15 protein-coding genes are annotated in these 19,242 nt (G+C 45.9%); 14 read left to right on the top strand and 1 reads right to left on the bottom strand.

The features are described from left to right. Positions 1-78: 78 nt before the first annotated feature. From GUA98_RS11475 to GUA98_RS11465, 3 genes are all read left to right on the top strand, one after another. Positions 79-2,370, top strand: coding sequence for a YhgE/Pip domain-containing protein (locus GUA98_RS11475; protein WP_193723083.1), 2,292 nt, complete (start codon positions 79-81; stop codon positions 2,368-2,370). 671 nt (positions 2,371-3,041) lie between these two features. After that, positions 3,042-7,640, top strand: a complete 4,599-nt coding sequence (gltB, locus tag GUA98_RS11470; protein ID WP_193723082.1) for a glutamate synthase large subunit — start codon at positions 3,042-3,044, stop codon at positions 7,638-7,640. Positions 7,641-7,867: 227 nt separating this feature from the next. Further along, positions 7,868-8,020, top strand: a complete 153-nt coding sequence (locus tag GUA98_RS11465) for a hypothetical protein (protein WP_153977277.1) — start codon at positions 7,868-7,870, stop codon at positions 8,018-8,020. A 103-nt stretch (positions 8,021-8,123) separates the two neighbouring features. Here the strand turns inward: GUA98_RS11465 and GUA98_RS11460 are convergent, their stop codons facing one another. After that, complete coding sequence (locus GUA98_RS11460) at positions 8,124-8,492, bottom strand: helix-turn-helix domain-containing protein (protein ID WP_095360712.1); 369 nt, start codon at positions 8,490-8,492, stop codon at positions 8,124-8,126. A 331-nt stretch (positions 8,493-8,823) separates the two neighbouring features. Here GUA98_RS11460 and GUA98_RS11455 point away from each other — a divergent pair, with 331 nt between their 5' ends. The 11 genes from GUA98_RS11455 to GUA98_RS11405 all read left to right on the top strand — a co-directional run bounded on the left by GUA98_RS11455 (position 8,824) and on the right by GUA98_RS11405 (position 19,221). Next, positions 8,824-9,258 (top strand): hypothetical protein, encoded by a 435-nt coding sequence (locus tag GUA98_RS11455; RefSeq protein ID WP_193723081.1) that lies wholly within the window; start codon positions 8,824-8,826, stop codon positions 9,256-9,258. A gap of 153 nt (positions 9,259-9,411) precedes the next feature. Beyond that, positions 9,412-10,176, top strand: coding sequence for a tyrosine-protein phosphatase (locus GUA98_RS11450; RefSeq protein ID WP_153977279.1), 765 nt, complete (start codon positions 9,412-9,414; stop codon positions 10,174-10,176). Between the two features lie 57 nt (positions 10,177-10,233). Continuing rightward, positions 10,234-10,983 (top strand): YveK family protein, encoded by a 750-nt coding sequence (locus GUA98_RS11445; RefSeq protein WP_193723080.1) that lies wholly within the window; start codon positions 10,234-10,236, stop codon positions 10,981-10,983. Next, entirely contained in the window at positions 10,964-11,647 is a 684-nt protein-coding gene (locus tag GUA98_RS11440; RefSeq protein WP_095360708.1) for a CpsD/CapB family tyrosine-protein kinase, read from the top strand. The genes GUA98_RS11445 and GUA98_RS11440 overlap by 20 nt, the downstream gene beginning before the upstream one ends. A 255-nt stretch (positions 11,648-11,902) precedes the next feature. After that, positions 11,903-12,811 carry a UTP--glucose-1-phosphate uridylyltransferase GalU gene (gene galU / locus GUA98_RS11435; RefSeq protein WP_153977280.1) on the top strand — a complete coding sequence of 303 codons (909 nt, stop codon included), beginning with the start codon at positions 11,903-11,905 and terminating at the stop codon, positions 12,809-12,811. Beyond that, entirely contained in the window at positions 12,808-13,479 is a 672-nt protein-coding gene (locus GUA98_RS11430; protein ID WP_321573867.1) for a sugar transferase, read from the top strand. Before galU ends, GUA98_RS11430 begins: the two co-directional genes overlap by 4 nt. 19 nt (positions 13,480-13,498) lie before the next feature. After that, a complete protein-coding gene (locus tag GUA98_RS11425) occupies positions 13,499-14,461 on the top strand; it encodes a UDP-glucuronic acid decarboxylase family protein (RefSeq protein ID WP_153977281.1) in 963 nt (320 codons plus the stop codon). A gap of 25 nt (positions 14,462-14,486) precedes the next feature. After that, on the top strand, positions 14,487-15,680 hold the full coding sequence (locus tag GUA98_RS11420) for a glycosyltransferase family 4 protein (protein WP_162009902.1): 1,194 nt from the start codon (positions 14,487-14,489) through the stop codon (positions 15,678-15,680). A gap of 1 nt (position 15,681) precedes the next feature. Beyond that, a complete protein-coding gene (locus GUA98_RS11415) occupies positions 15,682-16,986 on the top strand; it encodes a hypothetical protein (RefSeq protein WP_153977283.1) in 1,305 nt (434 codons plus the stop codon). A gap of 5 nt (positions 16,987-16,991) precedes the next feature. After that, the gene (locus GUA98_RS11410) at positions 16,992-18,146 is read left to right on the top strand and encodes a glycosyltransferase (RefSeq protein ID WP_236146702.1); all 1,155 of its coding nucleotides are present in this window, start codon (positions 16,992-16,994) and stop codon (positions 18,144-18,146) included. Then, the gene (locus tag GUA98_RS11405) at positions 18,139-19,221 is read left to right on the top strand and encodes a glycosyltransferase family 4 protein (protein WP_162009903.1); all 1,083 of its coding nucleotides are present in this window, start codon (positions 18,139-18,141) and stop codon (positions 19,219-19,221) included. The genes GUA98_RS11410 and GUA98_RS11405 overlap by 8 nt, the downstream gene beginning before the upstream one ends. Positions 19,222-19,242 lie beyond the last annotated feature (21 nt).

Genomic DNA, 19,242 nt, shown 5'->3' with positions numbered 1-19,242 from the left:
CAAATTGCTGAATTTATTCACACGTTTACATTAAGTTAGTTCCTGCTCATGAAGCAGAGAGTTAGGGGAGAAAATGACATGAAATCTTTATCCGTGTTTTTCAAGGATGTGGGATCGGCCGTGAGAAACCCGAAGGTGTTGATCCCCGTCATTGCTGTAATGTTTATTCCGATCCTGTATAGCGGCATTTATCTGGCTGCCTATTGGGACCCGTATGGCCATGTTGACCAAATGCCGGTTGCTGTCGTCAACCTCGACAAGGGAGCAGAGCTTGAAGGCAAATCCTTGCAGGTGGGCGACGATCTGGTGGATGAGCTGAAGAAAAATAAAGATTTTGAATGGGAATTCGTTAATGCAGCTCAAGCCAAAGAGGGTATGCAGAACGACAAGTATTATATGCAAATTACGATTCCTGAAAATTTCTCTTCCCAGGCCACCACGCTGCTGGATGATCAACCGCAGCCGGCTGAACTGATCTACGAACCGAACGGTAATTACAGCTTCGTAGGTGCACAGATCGGCAAGACGGCAATCAAGGATCTTAAGGCGAAAGTATCTGCGAAGGTGACAGAGGCTTATGCTGAAACGCTGCTCGACAAGTTCTCCGAAGTATCTGACGGACTGGCGGAAGCCGGCGATGGTGCGGGCGAACTGAATACGGGGGCAGGCAAACTGGATGATGGTGCGGTCAAGCTGAAAGACAATTTGGCCAAACTGGCATCCGGAACACTGGAGCTTCAGGATGGACTATCTCCATTGAGCGATGGCGTTGACGCTTTGCATACCGGGGCAACCCAGCTGGAAAGCGGAACAACCAGTTTGGTATCCGGTCTTCAGCAGCTGCAGACTGCAGCCTCGGATCAGCTTCAAAGCGGAGCAGACCAGTTAAAGGATGGCAGTGACAAGCTGCAGGCAGGTCTTCAATCATCACTTGATGGTACAGGCAAACTGCAGGCAGGGCTGCAATCATCCGAACAAGGCAGTGCGAAACTCTCTGAAGGATTGCAAAGCGCCGTACAGGGTAGTGGAACACTGGCGTCAGGCTTACAGTCTGCCGTTGATGGAAGCAGTAAAGTTGCGGACGGTGCCCAAGGTGTGGCGGACGGTTTGAAACAGCTGGCTGCATCTAATCCGGAGCTGGCTGCCAGTGAGGATGTTCAGAAGCTGCTGGCAGCCAGTGAGGCTGTGGCAGAAGGCAGCGCGCAGCTGCACGAGAGCGAGCAGAAGCTGGCGCAAGGAGCCAATCAGCTTCACGAGGGCAACCAGCAGCTTGCAGCAGGTGCGACAGAGCTTCACGGCGGACAACAGCAGCTGCTGGCTGGAGCCGACCAGCTGGTTGATGGACAGCAGCAGCTGCTGGCTGGAGCCAATCAGCTTAGCGAAGGCGGAGCGAAGCTCTCCGAAGGCCTGAAGCAGTTTAGCGGCAAGTTGGGTGAAGCTGCAAGCGGAGGCACTCAGCTGGTAAACGGGGCCAAACAACTTGGCACAGGCACAAGTGCCTTGCAAACCGGCGTAGGCAAGCTGAGCGGTGGTGTGAGTTCGCTGACAGACGGTTCCAAACAGCTTGGTGATGGTGCAGGCGAATTGGCTAATGGTTTGACTGAGCTTAAAGACGGCTCAAGTGAACTGGCAACCAAGCTGAATGATGCCGCTCAGAAAACGTCTGAAGTGAAAAAGACTGATGATGTGGTCAACATGTTTGCTGAACCGATTAACTCGGCTGAGAATGAAGCAGAATCCGTGTCCAATTACGGTACAGGATTGACGCCATTCTTCCTGTCCATTGGACTGTTTGTCGGATCCCTTATTTCGACCATTATTTTGAAAATGCGTGATACATCCGTACCGGGTGCATCCGGCTGGAGCCGTTTTGTAAGCCGTACACTCGTATTTGGCTCCATGAGCATTTTCCAATCGGTTATCGTTGCGAGCTTTATGCTGTATGGTCTTGGTCTGGAAACGCACAGTGTAGGACTGTTCTATCTGTTTACAATTATTACGGGGCTGACGTTCATGTTGATTGTTCAGGCGCTTGTTACCTGGCTTGATCTGCCTGGACGCTACGTGGTCATTCTGCTGCTGGTATTCCAGCTTGCGGCAAGTGCAGGAACCTTCCCGGTAGAACTGATTCCGTCCTGGCTCCAGGCATTTAGCCCATGGTTACCGATGACGCATAGCATTATGGGCTTCAAAGCAGTCGTATCCAGTGGAAACTTCGATGTGATGTGGCATCAAGCTGGAATCCTGGCCATCTATGCTGGGGTATCCATTCTGTTGACGCTGGCATACTTCCTCTGGAGTGGCCGTCGCCCGAGAAAAGAAGCTGAAATGACTGATGCGGCCGAATCGGGTCAAGTTGTGACAGCATAAGTCTGAAGTAATGCGGAGTAATGGCTTGGATGGAAAAATAAAGTTTGTTAACCAGTATCAAAATTATGCAACATAGTAGTCAAAAAGTGCAAAGAGCTTGTGACCCCAAAATGGGCCACAGGCTCTTTTTGTATACAAATGCATGTTCGGGCTGCATTTTGCTCGGAAACAGAATGGAATTTTGTTGATATTAAGCAGAAACACAGGCTGCATATGGAATGTTTTTCTTTTGTCAGCAGATAAAATCAGTTGTACTCTGTCTTAAAATGTGTATAATTATTCGAAAAAGAGATGAATTTAAACGTCATCACACTAAAGCTGTACTGCAAAACATTTCTTATCAGAGGTATTAAAAAGTTTAAATTGCGCTGATGTTAGGTCGGTGTTAAAATAATAGAACTATATCAAAAAACGTCGCTCCATATCAGCGGTCGTGCCAGCGACTGCGAGTAATTATAATTGTGCTCTTTACCGGCTCATCCGGAAGCACTACAAAAGAATGACTTCTTCTCCAGCAGCAGAAGTACTCTAAATCCAATGACCCGATTGTGGTCACCCCGATTATTCAGCAGGGTTCTCAACCTGTAGGCCCGCTCCTCCCGTTTCATTGTTGCTTGTTGCCTATGTTCTTGATCTTTCCGAAATACTTCATTATAGAAAGGTTGCGTTCCATGAGACACATCGGATTACCTCCTAAACAGGGTTTGTATGACCCACAGTTCGAAAAAGATGCATGCGGAATGGGTTTTGTTGCCAACATCAAAGGAGTACCTTCACACGATATCGTTAGTCAGGCACTGACCATGCTCAGTAATATGGAGCACCGCGGGGGACAGGGCAGTGAGCCGAATTCCGGTGACGGAGCCGGTATTTTGATTCAGATTCCACATCGTTATTTTGCACAGGAAGCAGAGCGCCTCGGTTTTGCGCTGCCAGAGCAGGGAGCGTATGGCGTGGGAATGCTGTTCCTTTCTCAGGATGCTGAGATTCGTGATGCTCACCAAGAAAGCCTGAAGAAAATCATTGAAGAAGAAGGACAGACATTCCTCGGTTTCCGGGATGTGCCGACCTTTGATGAGATGCTTGGTCGTTCCGCTCTGGCTGCGAAGCCTTATGTGCGTCAGGTGTTCATTGGCAGATCTGCGGATATCAACGATGAGCTCGCGTTCGAGCGTAAGCTGTATGTGATTCGCAGACGTGCTGAGCTGGCGATCCGTTATTCGGCTGATGAAAAAGAAGGCGGTTCATTCTACTTGCCAAGCTTGTCCTGTCGTAAAATTGTCTACAAAGGCATGCTGACTACCGAGCAGGTTGGACAGTTCTATCTCGATTTGCAGGAAGATTTGGTTGAATCGGCGATTGCATTAGTGCACTCCCGTTTCAGTACCAATACATTCCCAAGCTGGGAGCGGGCCCACCCGTATCGCTTCATGATCCACAACGGTGAGATCAATACGATGCGTGGTAACGTGAACTGGATGCACGCACGTCAATCGCTGTTTGAGAGCGAAGTGTTTGGCAACGACATCTCCAAAGTGAAGCCGATCATTAACCCGGACGGTTCGGATACGGCGATGTTTGATAACACACTGGAGTTCTTGTATTTGAGCGGACGTTCCTTGCCACACGTGGCGATGATGATGGTTCCTGAGCCGTGGAGCACGGATGAGGGAATGGATCCGGCCAAAAAAGCATTCTATGAATATCACAGCACGATGATGGAGCCTTGGGATGGGCCGGCAGCAATGGCCTTCACGGATGGTCTGCAGATTGGTGCAACACTGGACCGTAACGGTCTGCGTCCTGCACGTTATTATGTAACGAAAGACGATCGTATCATTTTGTCCTCTGAAGTCGGAGTCCTGGATATTGCTCCAGAAGAAATTCTGTATAAGGATCGTCTGCGTCCAGGTCGCATGCTGCTCGTGGATACAAAAGAAGGACGCATCATCTCGGATGAGGAAGTAAAAGCCCTGATTGCAGCCGAGAATCCGTATCAGGAGTGGCTCGATGAGCACTTGATGGATCTGAATGAACTGCCGGAAGCGCCGGAACTTCCAGATCCAAAACACGATAACGTAACCCAGCTTCAGCTGGCCTATGGATATACATTTGAGGAACTGCGCAAAGTGCTTGAGCCAATGGCATCCACAGGGATGGAAGCTACGGGTTCCATGGGTTATGATGCACCACTGGCAGTGCTGTCGGATCGTCCGCAGCGTTTGTATAACTACTTTAAACAGATGTTTGCACAGGTAACTAACCCACCAATTGATGCCATCCGTGAAGAGATCGTCACGTCTACGGCTACAACGATTGGTCCAGAGCGCAACTTGCTCAATCCTGAACCGGAGAGCTGTCGCCAGATCCGTCTGGATACACCGGTATTGTCCAATGAAGATTTCGCGAAAATTCGTCACGTGCGCCGTCCAGGCTTCCGTTCGATGACCATCCCGATTTTCTTCACGGCTGCGGAAGGTGCGGAAGGACTGCGCAAAGCGATGGATCTGCTCTTCGGAGCAGCAGACCGTGTAATCGACAAAGGTCATAACATCTTGATCTTGTCTGACCGCGGCGTGGATGCGGAGAATGCGGCCATTCCTGCACTGCTTGCGGTGGCAGGTTTGCATCACCACCTGATCCGTCAGGGTACAAGAACCAAAGTCAGCATCTTGCTGGAATCGGCAGAGCCTCGTGATATTCATCACTACGCATTGCTGCTGGGCTACGGCGTAAGTGCCGTGAACCCTTATCTGGCATTCGAAACACTCGATGACATGATTCAGCAAGGGCTGCTGCGCGGCATCTCGCATGAGAAAGCTGTCAAAAACTACATTAAAGCCGCAACCAAAGGCGTTATTAAAATATTGTCCAAAATGGGAATCTCGACAATTCAGTCCTATCGGGGCGCTCAAATTTTTGAAGCAGTGGGCCTGAAGTCTGATTTCGTTGATCGTTACTTTACTTGGACACCATCCCGGATCGGTGGTATTGGTTTGGAAGAAGTGGCAGCAGAGGTGCTCACTCATCATAATCGTGCCTTTACGGACAAAGACGGCAATGACAAAGTGCTGGATTCTGGCGGTGAATATCAGTGGCGTAATGACGGGGAGGAACATCTGTTCAACCCGCAAACGATTCATACGTTACAGCACGCCGTTCGCACAGGCGATTACAACCTGTACAAAAAGTATGCCAAACTGGTGCAGGGTGAGAATGATCAGTTGCTGACGATTCGTTCCATGTTGAAACTGAAACCGGCAGGGCCGGCAGTTCCGCTGGAGGAAGTGGAATCCGTTGAAAGTATTATGCGCCGCTTCAAAACAGGTGCGATGTCCTTCGGTTCCATCAGTAAGGAAGCACACGAGGATTTGGCGATCGCCATGAACCGTGTAGGTGGTAAATCGAACACAGGTGAAGGCGGGGAGGATCCGGCTCGCTTCATTAAAGATAGCAACGGTGATTCGCGCCGCAGTGCCATTAAACAGGTTGCATCCGGACGTTTCGGTGTTACGTCTAACTATCTCGTGAATGCTGACGAGATCCAGATCAAAATGGCACAAGGTGCGAAACCGGGTGAAGGTGGACAGCTGCCAGGACGTAAAGTATATCCTTGGGTTGCTGAAGTTCGTGGTTCAACGCCTGGCGTGGGTCTGATCTCGCCGCCACCGCATCACGACATCTACTCTATCGAGGATTTGGCTGAGTTGATCTATGACCTGAAAAACGCAAATCCACGTGCGGAAATCAACGTGAAGCTGGTTTCCGAAGTCGGCGTAGGTACCATTGCTGCAGGTGTAGCCAAAGGTCGTGCCGATATTATCCTCGTAAGTGGATACGACGGCGGTACGGGGGCATCTCCACAAGGCTCGATCCGTCACGCGGGTATGCCTTGGGAGCTTGGTCTTGCCGAAACACATCAAACGCTGATGCTGAACAATCTGCGTGATCGTGTTGTTCTGGAAACGGATGGTAAAATGCTGAATGGTCGCGACCTTGCGATTGCTGCCTTGCTTGGAGCGGAGGAGTATGGTTTCTCCACAGCACCACTCGTGGCACTGGGATGTATCATGATGCGTGTTTGCCAGATGGATACATGTCCGGTAGGTGTAGCAACGCAAAATCCGGAGCTGCGCAAAAATTACATGGGTGATCCGGCTCACGTGGTGAACTTCATGCGTTTTGTCGCTGAAGATGTACGCGAAATTATGGCTGAGCTTGGCTTCCGTACCATTCAGGAAATGGTTGGACGTACAGACTGTCTTGAAACGGTTCAGGCAGTAGATCATTGGAAGAAAAAAGGTGTGGATCTGTCTGTGTTGCTCCATGTACCTGAAATGCCGGAAGGTTCTGCACGTTATCGTACACAGCACCAGAATCATCAACTGGAAGAGACGCTCGACATGCAGCAGCTGCTTACGTTGGCTCAACCTGCGATTGAATCTGGCCAACCGGTTGAGGCTGTTCTTCCGATTACTAACGTTAACCGGGCAGTAGGTACGATTCTGGGTAGTGAGATTACACGGAAATATGGTCTTGCTGGACTACCGGAAGACACCGTTCAATTCAAGTTTGTCGGCTCTGCCGGACAAAGCTTCGGGGCCTTTGTACCTAAAGGGATGACCCTGACGGTTGAAGGGGATTCCAATGACTACGTTGGTAAAGGGTTATCCGGAGGTAAACTGATTGTTATGCCTTCTCCGAAAGCAACGTTCAAAGCGGAAGATAATATCATCATTGGTAACACGGCTCTGTATGGAGCAACCAGTGGTGAAGCTTATATCCGCGGGATTGCAGGTGAGCGGTTTGCCGTACGGAATTCGGGTGCAAAAGTCGTTGTCGAGGGTGTGGGTGACCACGGTTGTGAATATATGACCGGCGGACGTGTCGTCGTACTGGGTGATACAGGTCGTAACTTTGCAGCCGGGATGTCCGGAGGTATTGCTTACGTATATGATCCGGAAGGCACATTCCTGCAGCGTTGTAACCTGGAAATGGTTCTTTTGGAGCGGATTGAAGATGTATCGGAAAGTGCAGACCTGCGCGGCATGATTCAACGTCATGTGGCTTATACAGGCAGTGCTGCAGGTGAGCGTATTTTGGAGAACTGGCAGGATTCTGTGAACCAGTTCGTTCGGGTTATTCCGAAAGACTTCAAACGGATGACAGAGCAGATCGAACGTGTTCAGGCGACAGGCTTGACGGGAGAGGAAGCTTTGCTGGCTGCATTTGAAGCCAATATGCGTGAGCTTGCACGTACGGGAGGTTAAGTCCCTCTTTTAACAGGATTGCGTGAATGGGTTGTATGAAGAAATAATAGGAGCTTTATGGCTGCCAATGAGGCGCTGTGAAGCTCCTATTTGTGTTTCGACAAAATTAGAACCCGTACCAAAAACGCTATCGCCATGAGACGACAACATTGAGGAACTTTCTCAAGTATAATAAGGCTAGTTTTGGAGTGCAGAGAAAGTATATATAGATAAGAGAGGTTAGCGGAATGAATATGAAGAATCCAAACAGGGGCGAACTTAAGCCGACAGGTAAACAAGTGGAAGCAACCGAGATGGACATCATGAAGGTTTTACTGCAATGCGGAATCGACCCGGAGCGTTGGAACGAGTTCATATCCTCCGTCAACAATGAGCACTAATAACCAGAATCATACACAAACATGTATTGGAGGGAGTTAAGACGCAAAAAAACCCAGGAACCGAAGAGATGACTACTCGGGACTGGGTCTTCCTTGGTTGGAGTTAATCCATACTGCGTTCCATTCGGACAAAAGCAATAAAACGACGTGCCTCTTCTTCTGTTAAGGGTTTGCCATCGATCATCAGATCGAAGCGATCCAACACTTCCTTATCCGATAATTCAAGCGAGTCCACAAATTCCCGAACATCCTCATCCATAACCACATCGCTCTGCTTCGTACGCCCTATGAGGTAATCAATGGATACATTAAAAATATCAGCAAGCCTGGTTAATACTTCAAAGTCCGGTTTGCGTCGATTCTTCTCATAATGGGAGAGAGCGGCCCTGGTAATATGAATGGAGCTCGCAAGTTCTTCTTGAGTAAGTCCCCGCTGTTCCCTTAATTCAGCAATGCGATTTCCGTAGTTCATACGCTTTTCCCCCTGAACGCCATGTCAAATATATTAAACCAATCCTGAGCTATTTTTTGATCAGGGCAGCTTTCCTGCAAAAAGATGACGCTTGGACAGACCTATATCTGAATAGGTCTGTCTAAGGACATCTCATATTGTCGTAAATCAAAAGAACCATGTCCAAATACTGCTTGACATGATACAATTTGTATCGTAAATTGGACGTATGGAAGATACAAAATGTATCATTTGGAATAATTTAAGTGTCTCCCCGTTGCCTATGCAATATACCTGTGAGAAGGAATAATGGCAACACTTGGAGTCTAATCCATTCTAAAGGAATGAAACGATGAATTCAGTGATTCAGGAATGGGCCGATTTAGAATTAAATGTCCATATGTACATTCAGGAGTTTCAGGGTAACACAGTAGACCGCAAACGACGTCCCGTTCTCTTGCTTGGGATGGATACAAAAGCGATTACCTTCCTGAGTGACCTGGTTTTACCGGTATCGTCAACGATGTTGATCGGCTTGGATGTAGAAGATCGACAAGTATGTGTAAGGCTTCAGGCAAGCTTGGAATGGAAACAGCCATTCGGCGAGCTTACATTGTATCATTCAAGCCTGCATATTCAGCAAGAGCAGACACTATATATAACTGGACAGTTAAATCAGATGCTTCGTGACGTGCAGTTTCCTACGGTATCCCGAGTCGCCTATGAAAAGGCAGCGGAACAACCGGACCTGCAAAAACCCTATCATTACATCGATTTTACCATATGAAGCATCACAAATTCTAAACATTTTCTGAACAAGCATGTACTTAACGCCATTTTACTATATTTCATAGCGTTATGCATTAGTTCTTTAACACCAAAAGCATTTTGCGCGATGAATAAAAGGGCGAGGGGGATCATACATTGAGGAAGTTTGGATATGGTTGAAATACACTGCCACATTTTATCAGGTCTTGATGATGGTCCGGTTCACATGGAACAGTCCATCGACATGGCCGAGAAGGCGGCAGCCTCGGGAGTTACCTCGATCATTGCAACTCCGCATCACCTGAACGGGCATTACAATAATGAACCGATTGTGGTCAATCAGGCCGTGGAACTGCTTCGTGCAGAGCTTCGCAAACGCAACATTCGCTTGGAGGTCCGCCCCGGACAGGAGATCAGGGTTCATGAAGCTCTGATTCGAGACTTACACGCAGGCAAATGCTGCACACTTGCCGGGAGTCGTTACATGTTGCTGGAATTGCCCTTTGGCTATATTCCCTCGCAGTTCACCGGAATACTTCACGAACTTAAAGTAGCCGGTATCGTACCTATCATTGCTCATCCCGAAAGGAATCACCCAATCCAGAATAATCCTGGACTATTGGTTGAATACATTCAACAGGGCGCACTGATTCAGCTCACAGCCCAGTCCATCATAGGACTTTTCGGACGAAAAGTTCAGAAATGGTGTTTTCATTTTTGCAAAGAAAACCCGTTTCATTTCATTTCATCAGATGCTCATGACATTCATATTCGTTCATTTGCTATGAATGCTGCATATGAGCAGCTAGGCCGCAGATTTGGCAAAGAACTGGTTTCACGCTTAAAAAATAATGCTTGGTCGTTATGGAACAACCAAAGTATAGACATAGAGCAAGAAAAACCGAAGGTTCTCAAACGCAGGTTGTTGTTCTGGTAAGCAGTCAGATCGATAGAATGTCATCATAATCGCTGAATTGAATGGGAGGAATACAAGGTGGAACTGAAAGAGTACATGCAAATTTTACGCAAGCGAATTTGGATCATCGTAGCCTTTGTTGCAGTTGCTTGCATTGGAGCAGGTGTCAAAAATTATTTTTTTACCGTCCCCATTTATGAAGCGAACGCAAAATTGATCGTCAATCAGGCATATAACGCAGAGGGTGTTCCCAGTCTGGATATTGGGTCCATTCAAACCAACATTAAAGTGATTAACTCGTATATGGAAATCATTAAATCTTCAGCAATCCTCGACAAAGTAGCTGCTACATACCCCGATCTAGGCATGAACGGCAATCAACTGGCACAGAACATCTCGGTAACCACAGCGAATGAATCCCAGGTTATGAGTTTAACCGCTACGGGCTTGTCTTCGGAAAAAGCGGCCAAAACAGTTAATGCCGTTGCCAAAGTGTTTGAATCCCAAATCCCCGTAATTATGAAAGTGGATAATGTAACCATTCTAAGTGAAGCCAAACCCACGGAATCGTCCAGACCCATCAATGTAAATCCAACCCTTAATATCCTGATCAGCTTTCTCGTAGGACTTCTGCTGGCAGTAGGTTTTGTATTCCTCTTGGAATACTTGGATGATACGTTGAAAACCGAAGATGAATTGGAGAAAGAGCTGGGAATTCCGGCACTCGCTGTCATATCCAAAATTAAAAAAGAAGAAGTTCGCAGTTCCAAACAGACAACATCTCAAAAACAGGTAGGTGACGGCCAGTATGCCACGGTTAACCAATGATAAAGGAAGCCTAGTTACAATGGCTAATCCCAAGTCCAGTTCATCTGAGGCTTATCGTAAGCTGAGAACCAACATCCAATTTTCATCCATTGATAGTCAGATCCAAACGATCATGATCGCTTCGGCTTTGTCGGGTGAAGGTAAAACCACAACGATCGGAAATCTGGCCGTGACCTATGCACAGGAAGGGAAAAAGGTTCTGCTTATGGATACGGACCTGCGCAAACCTGCTGTGCACCGCATGTTTAATGTTCCCAACCATGTTGGGCTGACCAGTGTATTGTCGAGTCAATATAAGGTGACGGAAGTATTGAGAGAAACGGATGTGGAAGGATTGCATGTTCTCTCTTCCGGTCCGATTCCGCCCAATCCTTCCGAGATGCTGGGTTCCCGTAAAATGACAGCCCTGCTGGAGAGTCTGAAGGAAGAATACGATGTCATTCTATTTGATACTCCGCCTGTTCTGGCCGTGACGGATGCTTTGATTATCAGTTCATTGTGCGATGGCGTCCTTCTTGTCGTAAGTGCAGGCAAGGTGAAGAAAGACTTGGTCAAAAAGGCAAAGGCACATCTCGAACATGTAAATGCACGGATTCTCGGAGCAGTTCTGAACAATGTACAGGTACCGAAAAATCGGAATGCTGATTACGTCGAAAATGTTTAAGTAGCTTTCGTTATAAATCCCAAATAGCACTGTCAGGTCATGTCTACTATACCTTTATCAAGGTAGGCACTCGGTCACACTGTGGGTAGTGTACCTTAGACGTTAATCGTCAAGGGTGTGACGTGAGGGTGGGTTGAATGCCCCTTTATGAAATTGAAAGTAAGAATTGCATCAATTTATTTCAAGGTTTCATGGATTTAAGTGGTTCAACTCATACTTTTAAACCATAAAAATAAGAAGGATAGGGTGGTATTTATGACTAAAGTGAGGAAAGCAATCATTCCCGCAGCAGGTTTGGGGACCCGATTTTTACCCGCTACAAAGGCAATGCCTAAAGAGATGCTCCCTATCGTAGACAAACCGACCATTCAATACATTGTGGAGGAAGCAGTAGCTTCCGGTATTGAAGACATTATTATCGTAACTGGCAAAGGGAAGCGTGCAATTGAGGATCATTTCGATAGTGCGTTTGAATTGGAGCACAATTTGCTGGAGAAAGGCAAGCTGGGTTTACTGGAAGAAGTTAGGAAATCCTCCAACGTTGATATTCACTACATAAGGCAGAAGGAAGCCCTGGGATTGGGGCATGCCGTTTGGTGTGCCCGGAATTTTATCGGCAATGAGCCCTTTGCCGTGTTGCTTGGCGATGACATTGTCGTATCCGAAGTACCGTGCACGAAGCAGTTGATTCAACAATACGAGAAGGTTAACCAGTCGGTGCTTGGTGTGAAAACGGTAAGTCCAAGTGAAACCTATCGCTATGGAATTATTGATCCACTGCATACTGATGGAAGACTTTCTTCTGTAAATAGTATGGTAGAGAAACCGCCACTCGGTTCTGCTCCTTCCAATCTTGCAATCATGGGCCGATACATTTTGACGCCTAAGGTATTCGAGTATCTGGAAGAGCAAAATGTTGGAGCTGGTGGTGAGATTCAGCTTACCGATGCTCTGCAAATGCTTAATCACGATGAAGGAATCAGCGCGTATGATTTCGAAGGTTCCCGGTTCGACGTGGGCGAGAAACTAGGATATATCCTGACTACGCTAGATTTTGCGTTGAAAAATAATGAGCTTCGTGCACCAGTCTTAATGGCGATTGAAGAGATCTTAATGAAGGAAAAATTGAACGAAGTGCTTGTAGCAGGAGGGGATGGTCTGTGAATCTCTCGGGACCAGAGTATTATGGAAGCGGCGGAGAGGCCATTGCCAAGGAAGGTCATGGGAAACTGCTTGAACAGCCGTACTCTAAACGTGTTGGCGGGTACGCCGATGTTATGAAGCCATTCATCGATTTTTTTGTGGCTGCTCTGTTATTACTGCTAACATCTCCGATCATGCTTGTCATTGCGGTAATGATCAAACTCGATTCCAAAGGACCTGTGATCTTTAAACAGGAGCGTTACGGAAAAAATGGAATTAAGTTTAATATTTATAAATTTAGAACGATGCGTACGGACGCACCGAAATATGGGTTATCTCCAACGACAAGTCATGATCCCAGAATCACCCGTCTGGGTCGCTTGCTACGCAAGACGAGTCTGGATGAGCTGCCACAATTGCTTAACATTATCAAGGGTGATATGAGCTTTGTGGGTCCCAGACCTGAAATGAAGCGAATTGTAGAAGAAAGTTACACGGATCTGGAGCGCAGACGTTTTCTGGTAAAGCCAGGTATTACCGGATTATGGCAGGTGAGTGAAGCTCGCAAAGAGCCCATCCATCACAATCTGCAATATGATTTCCATTATATCTCCAACGTCTCGCTGCAGTTAGACATTAAAATTATCTTCAGAACGGCCATGGTAATGATTAAAAGCAATACATTTTGACGGATGGAGCGTGAACGTATTGAAACATATTGTAGTGACGGGGGCAGCCGGCTTCTTGGGCTCACACCTGGTCAAATCTTTAATTCATCAAGGACATCGGGTTACAGGAATTGATAATCTGTCGACAGGCGTGTCCAGTAATCTGGAAGAGGTGGCAAGCAGCCACCTTTTCCATTTTCAAGAAGCTGATGTCACGTTGGCGGCTTCACTCGATTTTCTGATTGATCAGCCTGTGGATGAGGTGTACCATCTTGCGTCGCCGGCTTCACCCAAATTCTATCAAGCTGATTCCATCGGTACGATATGGGTGAACACGCAGGGAACTTATCACATGCTTGAGCTGGCCCGAACCAAGGGAGCGAAGTTTCTATTTTCAAGTACAAGTGAAGCTTATGGGGATCCTGAGGTGCATCCACAGCCTGAGAGTTATCGAGGGAATGTAAACACATGGGGACCGAGAGCCTGTTACGATGAGGCCAAACGTTTGGGCGAAGTTTTTTGTTATGAATACTACACGAAACACAGAGTTCCCGTTAAAGTAGCGCGCATCTTTAATACGTATTCATCCGGTTTGCGGAATGATGATGGCCGTGTCATCTCTAATTTTGTGACCCAGGCACTGACCGGACAGGACATCACCGTTTATGGGGATGGCTCTCAAACCCGTTCGTTCTGCTATGTGGATGACAATATTCGTGGTCTGCAAAAAATGATGGAAACCGAAGAGGCGAATGGAGAAATTATTAATATCGGCAACCCGACGGAATACACTGTCCTTGAAGTGGCGTATTTGGTAAAAAAGTTGGCCCAATCCGATAGTAAGCTGGTGTTCCAGCCTTTGCCTCAGGATGATCCCAAAGTTCGTCGTCCTGTGATTGATAAGGCACGTGCCGTGCTCGGCTGGGAGCCTGAAATATCACTGGAAACAGGACTGAAGTTAACGATTGAGAATGTTCGTGCCACATTGCAGGAAACTCCATGAAGCTAATCAAAGTGAGATGAGATACGTGCATAAAATATTGATTGCCCACAGTTTGTATCCACCGCATGTCATTGGCGGGGCAGAGATATCAACACAGATCCTAGCACAGACGCTGAGCCCCAGTTATCACGTGGAAGTCATGACTGTTGGCAGCCATAAAAATGGCGAAGTGATTACAGATACGATTAATGGGATTGAGATATTACGATTACCGTTTAACAATCGGTATTGGATCGGTGATTCAACCAAACAAGTATCCGCTCCGGATAAAGTGCTATGGCGAGTACAGGATATATTTAATAGGAAGCAGTATCAGCATATAAAACAATATCTTTTACAGACTAAGCCCTCGGTAATTCATACTCAGAATATTCCGGGCCTCAGTCTGGCGATCTGGAAGGCAGCCTATGAACTTAATATTCCTGTGGTGCACACGTTGCGGGATTTCTCACTGATTGAACCCATTAAGATCGAGGCATACTCCAAAATATATAGACAAATCTCCAAAAGATATAGCCGGATGATCTCGGCAGTCATCGGCATATCAGGACATATCCTTAGAACTCATACAGGTCTGGGGTTATTCGAGCGTTCTTCCAAACATGTGATTCATAATATTGTCGAGAACAATGAAGAGGTACAGAATCTGTATGCCAGTAAACAGGTACATCATGACCAGCCGCTGGAAATTGGATATTTTGGGCAACTGACGGAAGTGAAGGGTGTTCAATATTTAATTGATGCGGTAAAACAACTGAATGATCAGATTGTAGGTACACTGTTTATTTTTGGAGATGGTCCAATGGTGGGGGAGTTAAAGGGAAGATCCGAGTCAGACCCAAGAATTAAATTTATGGGGAAGTTGGAAAAATCACAAATTCCCCTGAAGATGAGGGATATGGACCTGACTATTGTCCCTTCCACTTGGAATGAGCCATTTGGCAGAGTAGTCATTGAATCTTATCAAGTGGGCACGCCTATTTATGCTTCGAGGGTGGGAGGGATGCCAGAAATTCTACTGGATGCCGAACAATTCTCTTTTGCCCCCCACAGTGTAGAAGAAATTACGAAGTCCATTCTACATTATTACAATCTGTCTGAGTCAGCGAAACAACGGTTGAAGAATCAATGCTTCGAGCACTGCCAGTCCTTTAATGAAGATTACCTTCTTAAAGAACATAGTGATATTTATGAAAAGCTAATCAGGCGTGGAGGTTAACATGCAAATGATATCCCTGAATGCCAGATCTCATCCACTCGTTCAGGTGAGATCGGATGCCCCATCCTCGCTATTTTTGGTTTCCATGCATATTTTGATCGTGTATTTATCCTTTTATGGTTTGGTATCCATTTACGTGGATAATATCGTGGTTAGAACGTTGAAAGATGTAGGTATGATCTTGGTTTCTCTTTTTGCACTGAGCAAAATGTATCGAGAACAAACCTCCTTTCTAAATCCGTTCTTGTTTGTGATGGGTTCAGTCATAGCGCTGGGCTCTTTGAATCTGTTCATGGGCTCGAGTGTGGTTACACTCATCTATGGTCTGAAGATAACATTCTTACCTTTAATGATGATGTTCGCAGGTATGTTATTCGCTAAATACGGCGGATTCTATGCATTTGCCAGAACGAACTTTATTGTTTTCATTTTGTTGATTGCAGGATGGTTAATACAGTATTCATTAGGCATAGAGAAATTAATAACGATGGGGTTTGTTTATGGTGTAAATATCAAGAACTATCTGGAAGGTGTACCTCGGCTGTCTTCCATCACCTATTCACCTGATGGTTATGCCTATACCTTACTAATTACGGGTCTAATTGCAGAGCGCATGAAAGCAGCTGTTAAATACAACATGTTTCGAATAAGTATCCAACTCTTGACGATAAGCTTCTTGTTACTGTCGACTATTCGTTCGGCTTTGGTGCTGTGGATCGTATATCAAGTTGTACTGTTTTTTCTGAAAATTCGAAAGTACAACAAAAAGAACACATTAATACTTGGTATCACGTTTATGTTGTTGCCCATTGGTGTATTTGCTGGTACCCGCTTGTTGGATTCTTATAACCTGCTGTCTGTCTCTTCCATGCTTGATCGATTCAACACCTGGGGAAGCAGACTAACATCTCCGTTGTCCATGCATGGGGTGGTAGGTAATGGTATTGGCTCGGTTGGTGCTGCTAGTCGGCGAACGCACATGATCGGATTGAACTCCAATAACTTTGCTGTGGATAATCAGATTTTTTCCTTTTATGAACAGACCGGATGGATAGGCTTACTTTATTTTGTTGTCTTGTTTGTTCTGCTTGTCGTGGTCCTTGTGCGTAAAATGGATATGCTACCATCTTCGGATAAAATCCGTTTACCACAAATGGCTACCGCACTACTCGCCGGAATTGCAGCTTCTAGTTTAACTACAAATGTACTTGAAATGTTTCCAGCCAATATATTTTTCTGGATTGTCATTGGTATGGCTCTTGTAGGTTCTCATGATGTATATGATAAGCCACAGAAAGTGGGGTGAGCGCAGTGAAGGTTTTGCATATTGGAGAGTACGTTGTTGGGGGGATGGCAACCTATCTTAATGAGGTTGTAGCATACCAGCGGAAACATTTCGACGTTTATCTGCTAATGAGTGCTTATAATAGCGCCACAAGTTTTGATTTGGATCCAGATCATATTTTGCAATACAAATACAAGCGTCACCCCAAGCATTTTCTTTCGGCGATGTGGCAGATTCATCAGACCATTCGCAAATTACAACCGGATATTATTCACATACACAGCTCATTTGCCGGTTTACTTGCAAGGAGCTTATTTTTTATTCAGCCCAAAAAAGTCAGTATCTTTTATTGTTCTCATGGATGGGCTTTTCTTATGGATACGAAGCCGTTGTACAAGAAGGGATATGCATTCATCGAGAAAATTATGGCCTATCGAACGGATGTAATAATTAATATCTCTAAGCACGAGCTGGAAAGTTCCATAAAATTGGGTTTACCTGCCTCCAAGTCCAAGTTGGTGTATAACGGTGTACGCGAGCGTGAAGATAATGGTATGAATTCAATAAGCGAAATAGATCGTGATTCTGAAATTATTCAGTTATTGTTTGTAGGCAGATATGATCGGCAAAAAGGGTTGGATCTGCTCTTACGAATATTAAATGATAATCCTGAATTACAGCGTTATCTCCGTTTATATGTTATTGGGGATAGTGTGCTGGAACAGAATGAATGGAGCTTTCCGGACAATGTTATCCGTTTGGGTTGGGTAAATAATGCAGATATTGATCGTTATTATCAACAGTGTGATGCAGTAATCATGCCATCTCGCTGGGAAGGGTTTGGACTAGTCGCTGTAGAGGCCATGAAGAATCGAAAACCCGTTATTGCAAGCCGGCGCGGAGCTCTGCCAGAACTGGTTGAGCACGGAGATAGCGGATATTTATTTGACATTGAACATTCTCATGAACTGCTGAACATTCTCAAAAACCTTAACAAGGATGAGTTGAAGAAGATGGGTGAAGCGGGATATGTCTTGTATAAGAATAAGTTTCACGCGGAACGAATGAATGAGGAGATTGTGAATCTCTATCACCATACCCATGTAGGGCATATGGCGATAGGATCCTCTGTATCGGGTCATTTTGAACTTTCTAAGAGAGCTGGAGATGTACATGACTAAAATATATATTAATGCCCGGTTTCTTACTCAAACGATTACTGGAGTACAACGATATGCATTGGAACTTGTAAAAGAAATTGATGCAATGATTGAGCAGGGAGAAATCGATTCTTCCCAGTACGAGTTCTGTTTATTGTCACCCTCCAACATAGTTACCCAGCCGGATTTCAAACACGTTCGTCACAAAGTGGTCGGTAAACTAAAGGGGCACCTGTGGGAACAGCTGGAGCTACCTTTTCACGCGAAGAATGGCCTCTTAATTAATCTATGTAACACGGGGCCGGCTTTTAACAAGAATCAGATCGTAACCATTCATGATGCTGCCGTTTTCAATTATCCTAACGCATTTTCATTTGCATTCCGCTCCTGGTACAAATTCCTGATGGTTCGTCTGGGCAAAACCTCAAAAAAAATCATTACAGTATCCCACTTTTCCAAGGGAGAGCTCATGCAGCACTGTAAAATAGCGGAGCATAAGCTGGCTGTCACTCATCTGGGTATCGACCATATTCATCGGAAAAAGGCCGCTGAAGGTACAAAAGAAAAATATGGGATTAAATCGCCGTATATCCTGGCAGTTAGCACGATGAACCCCTATAAAAATTTTAATTTGATTTTTGATGTTTTGCCCGAGATCGAGGCTCATCAGCTGAACGTAGTTATTGTCGGCTCCAAAAACAGCAAGGTTTTTGGTGAACAAGCATGGGCTGAATCTGATGCAGTGAATTGGGTGGGCTATGTTACGGATGAAGAACTAAAGGCACTTTATGAAGATGCTGCCGGTTTTATTTTCCCTTCTTTATATGAAGGTTTCGGTTTGCCGCCGCTGGAAGCAATGGCAACAGGCTGCCCAGTCATTGTATCTTCTCGTGCTTCCATTCCTGAAGTATGCGGGGATGCAGTTCTGTATTTTGATCCTAACAGCCCAAAAGAAGCGGCTTCCCGGTTAATTGAAATTACATCAGATCCAGATTTAAGCCTGCAATTGTCGTATAAAGGCAAAAATCATTCAGGTCTATTTTCCTGGAACAAATGTGCAAAAGACACGGTGAATATCATTATGAGCACAGTGTGAATATTGAACCCATATGGTCTT

This window comes from Paenibacillus sp. P13VS, from assembly GCF_015143645.1.
Classification (GTDB): domain Bacteria; phylum Bacillota; class Bacilli; order Paenibacillales; family Paenibacillaceae; genus Paenibacillus; species Paenibacillus xylanilyticus_A.
The sequence above is the reverse complement of the archived record's forward strand: the minus strand, read 5'-3'. Positions and strand labels throughout refer to the sequence as shown.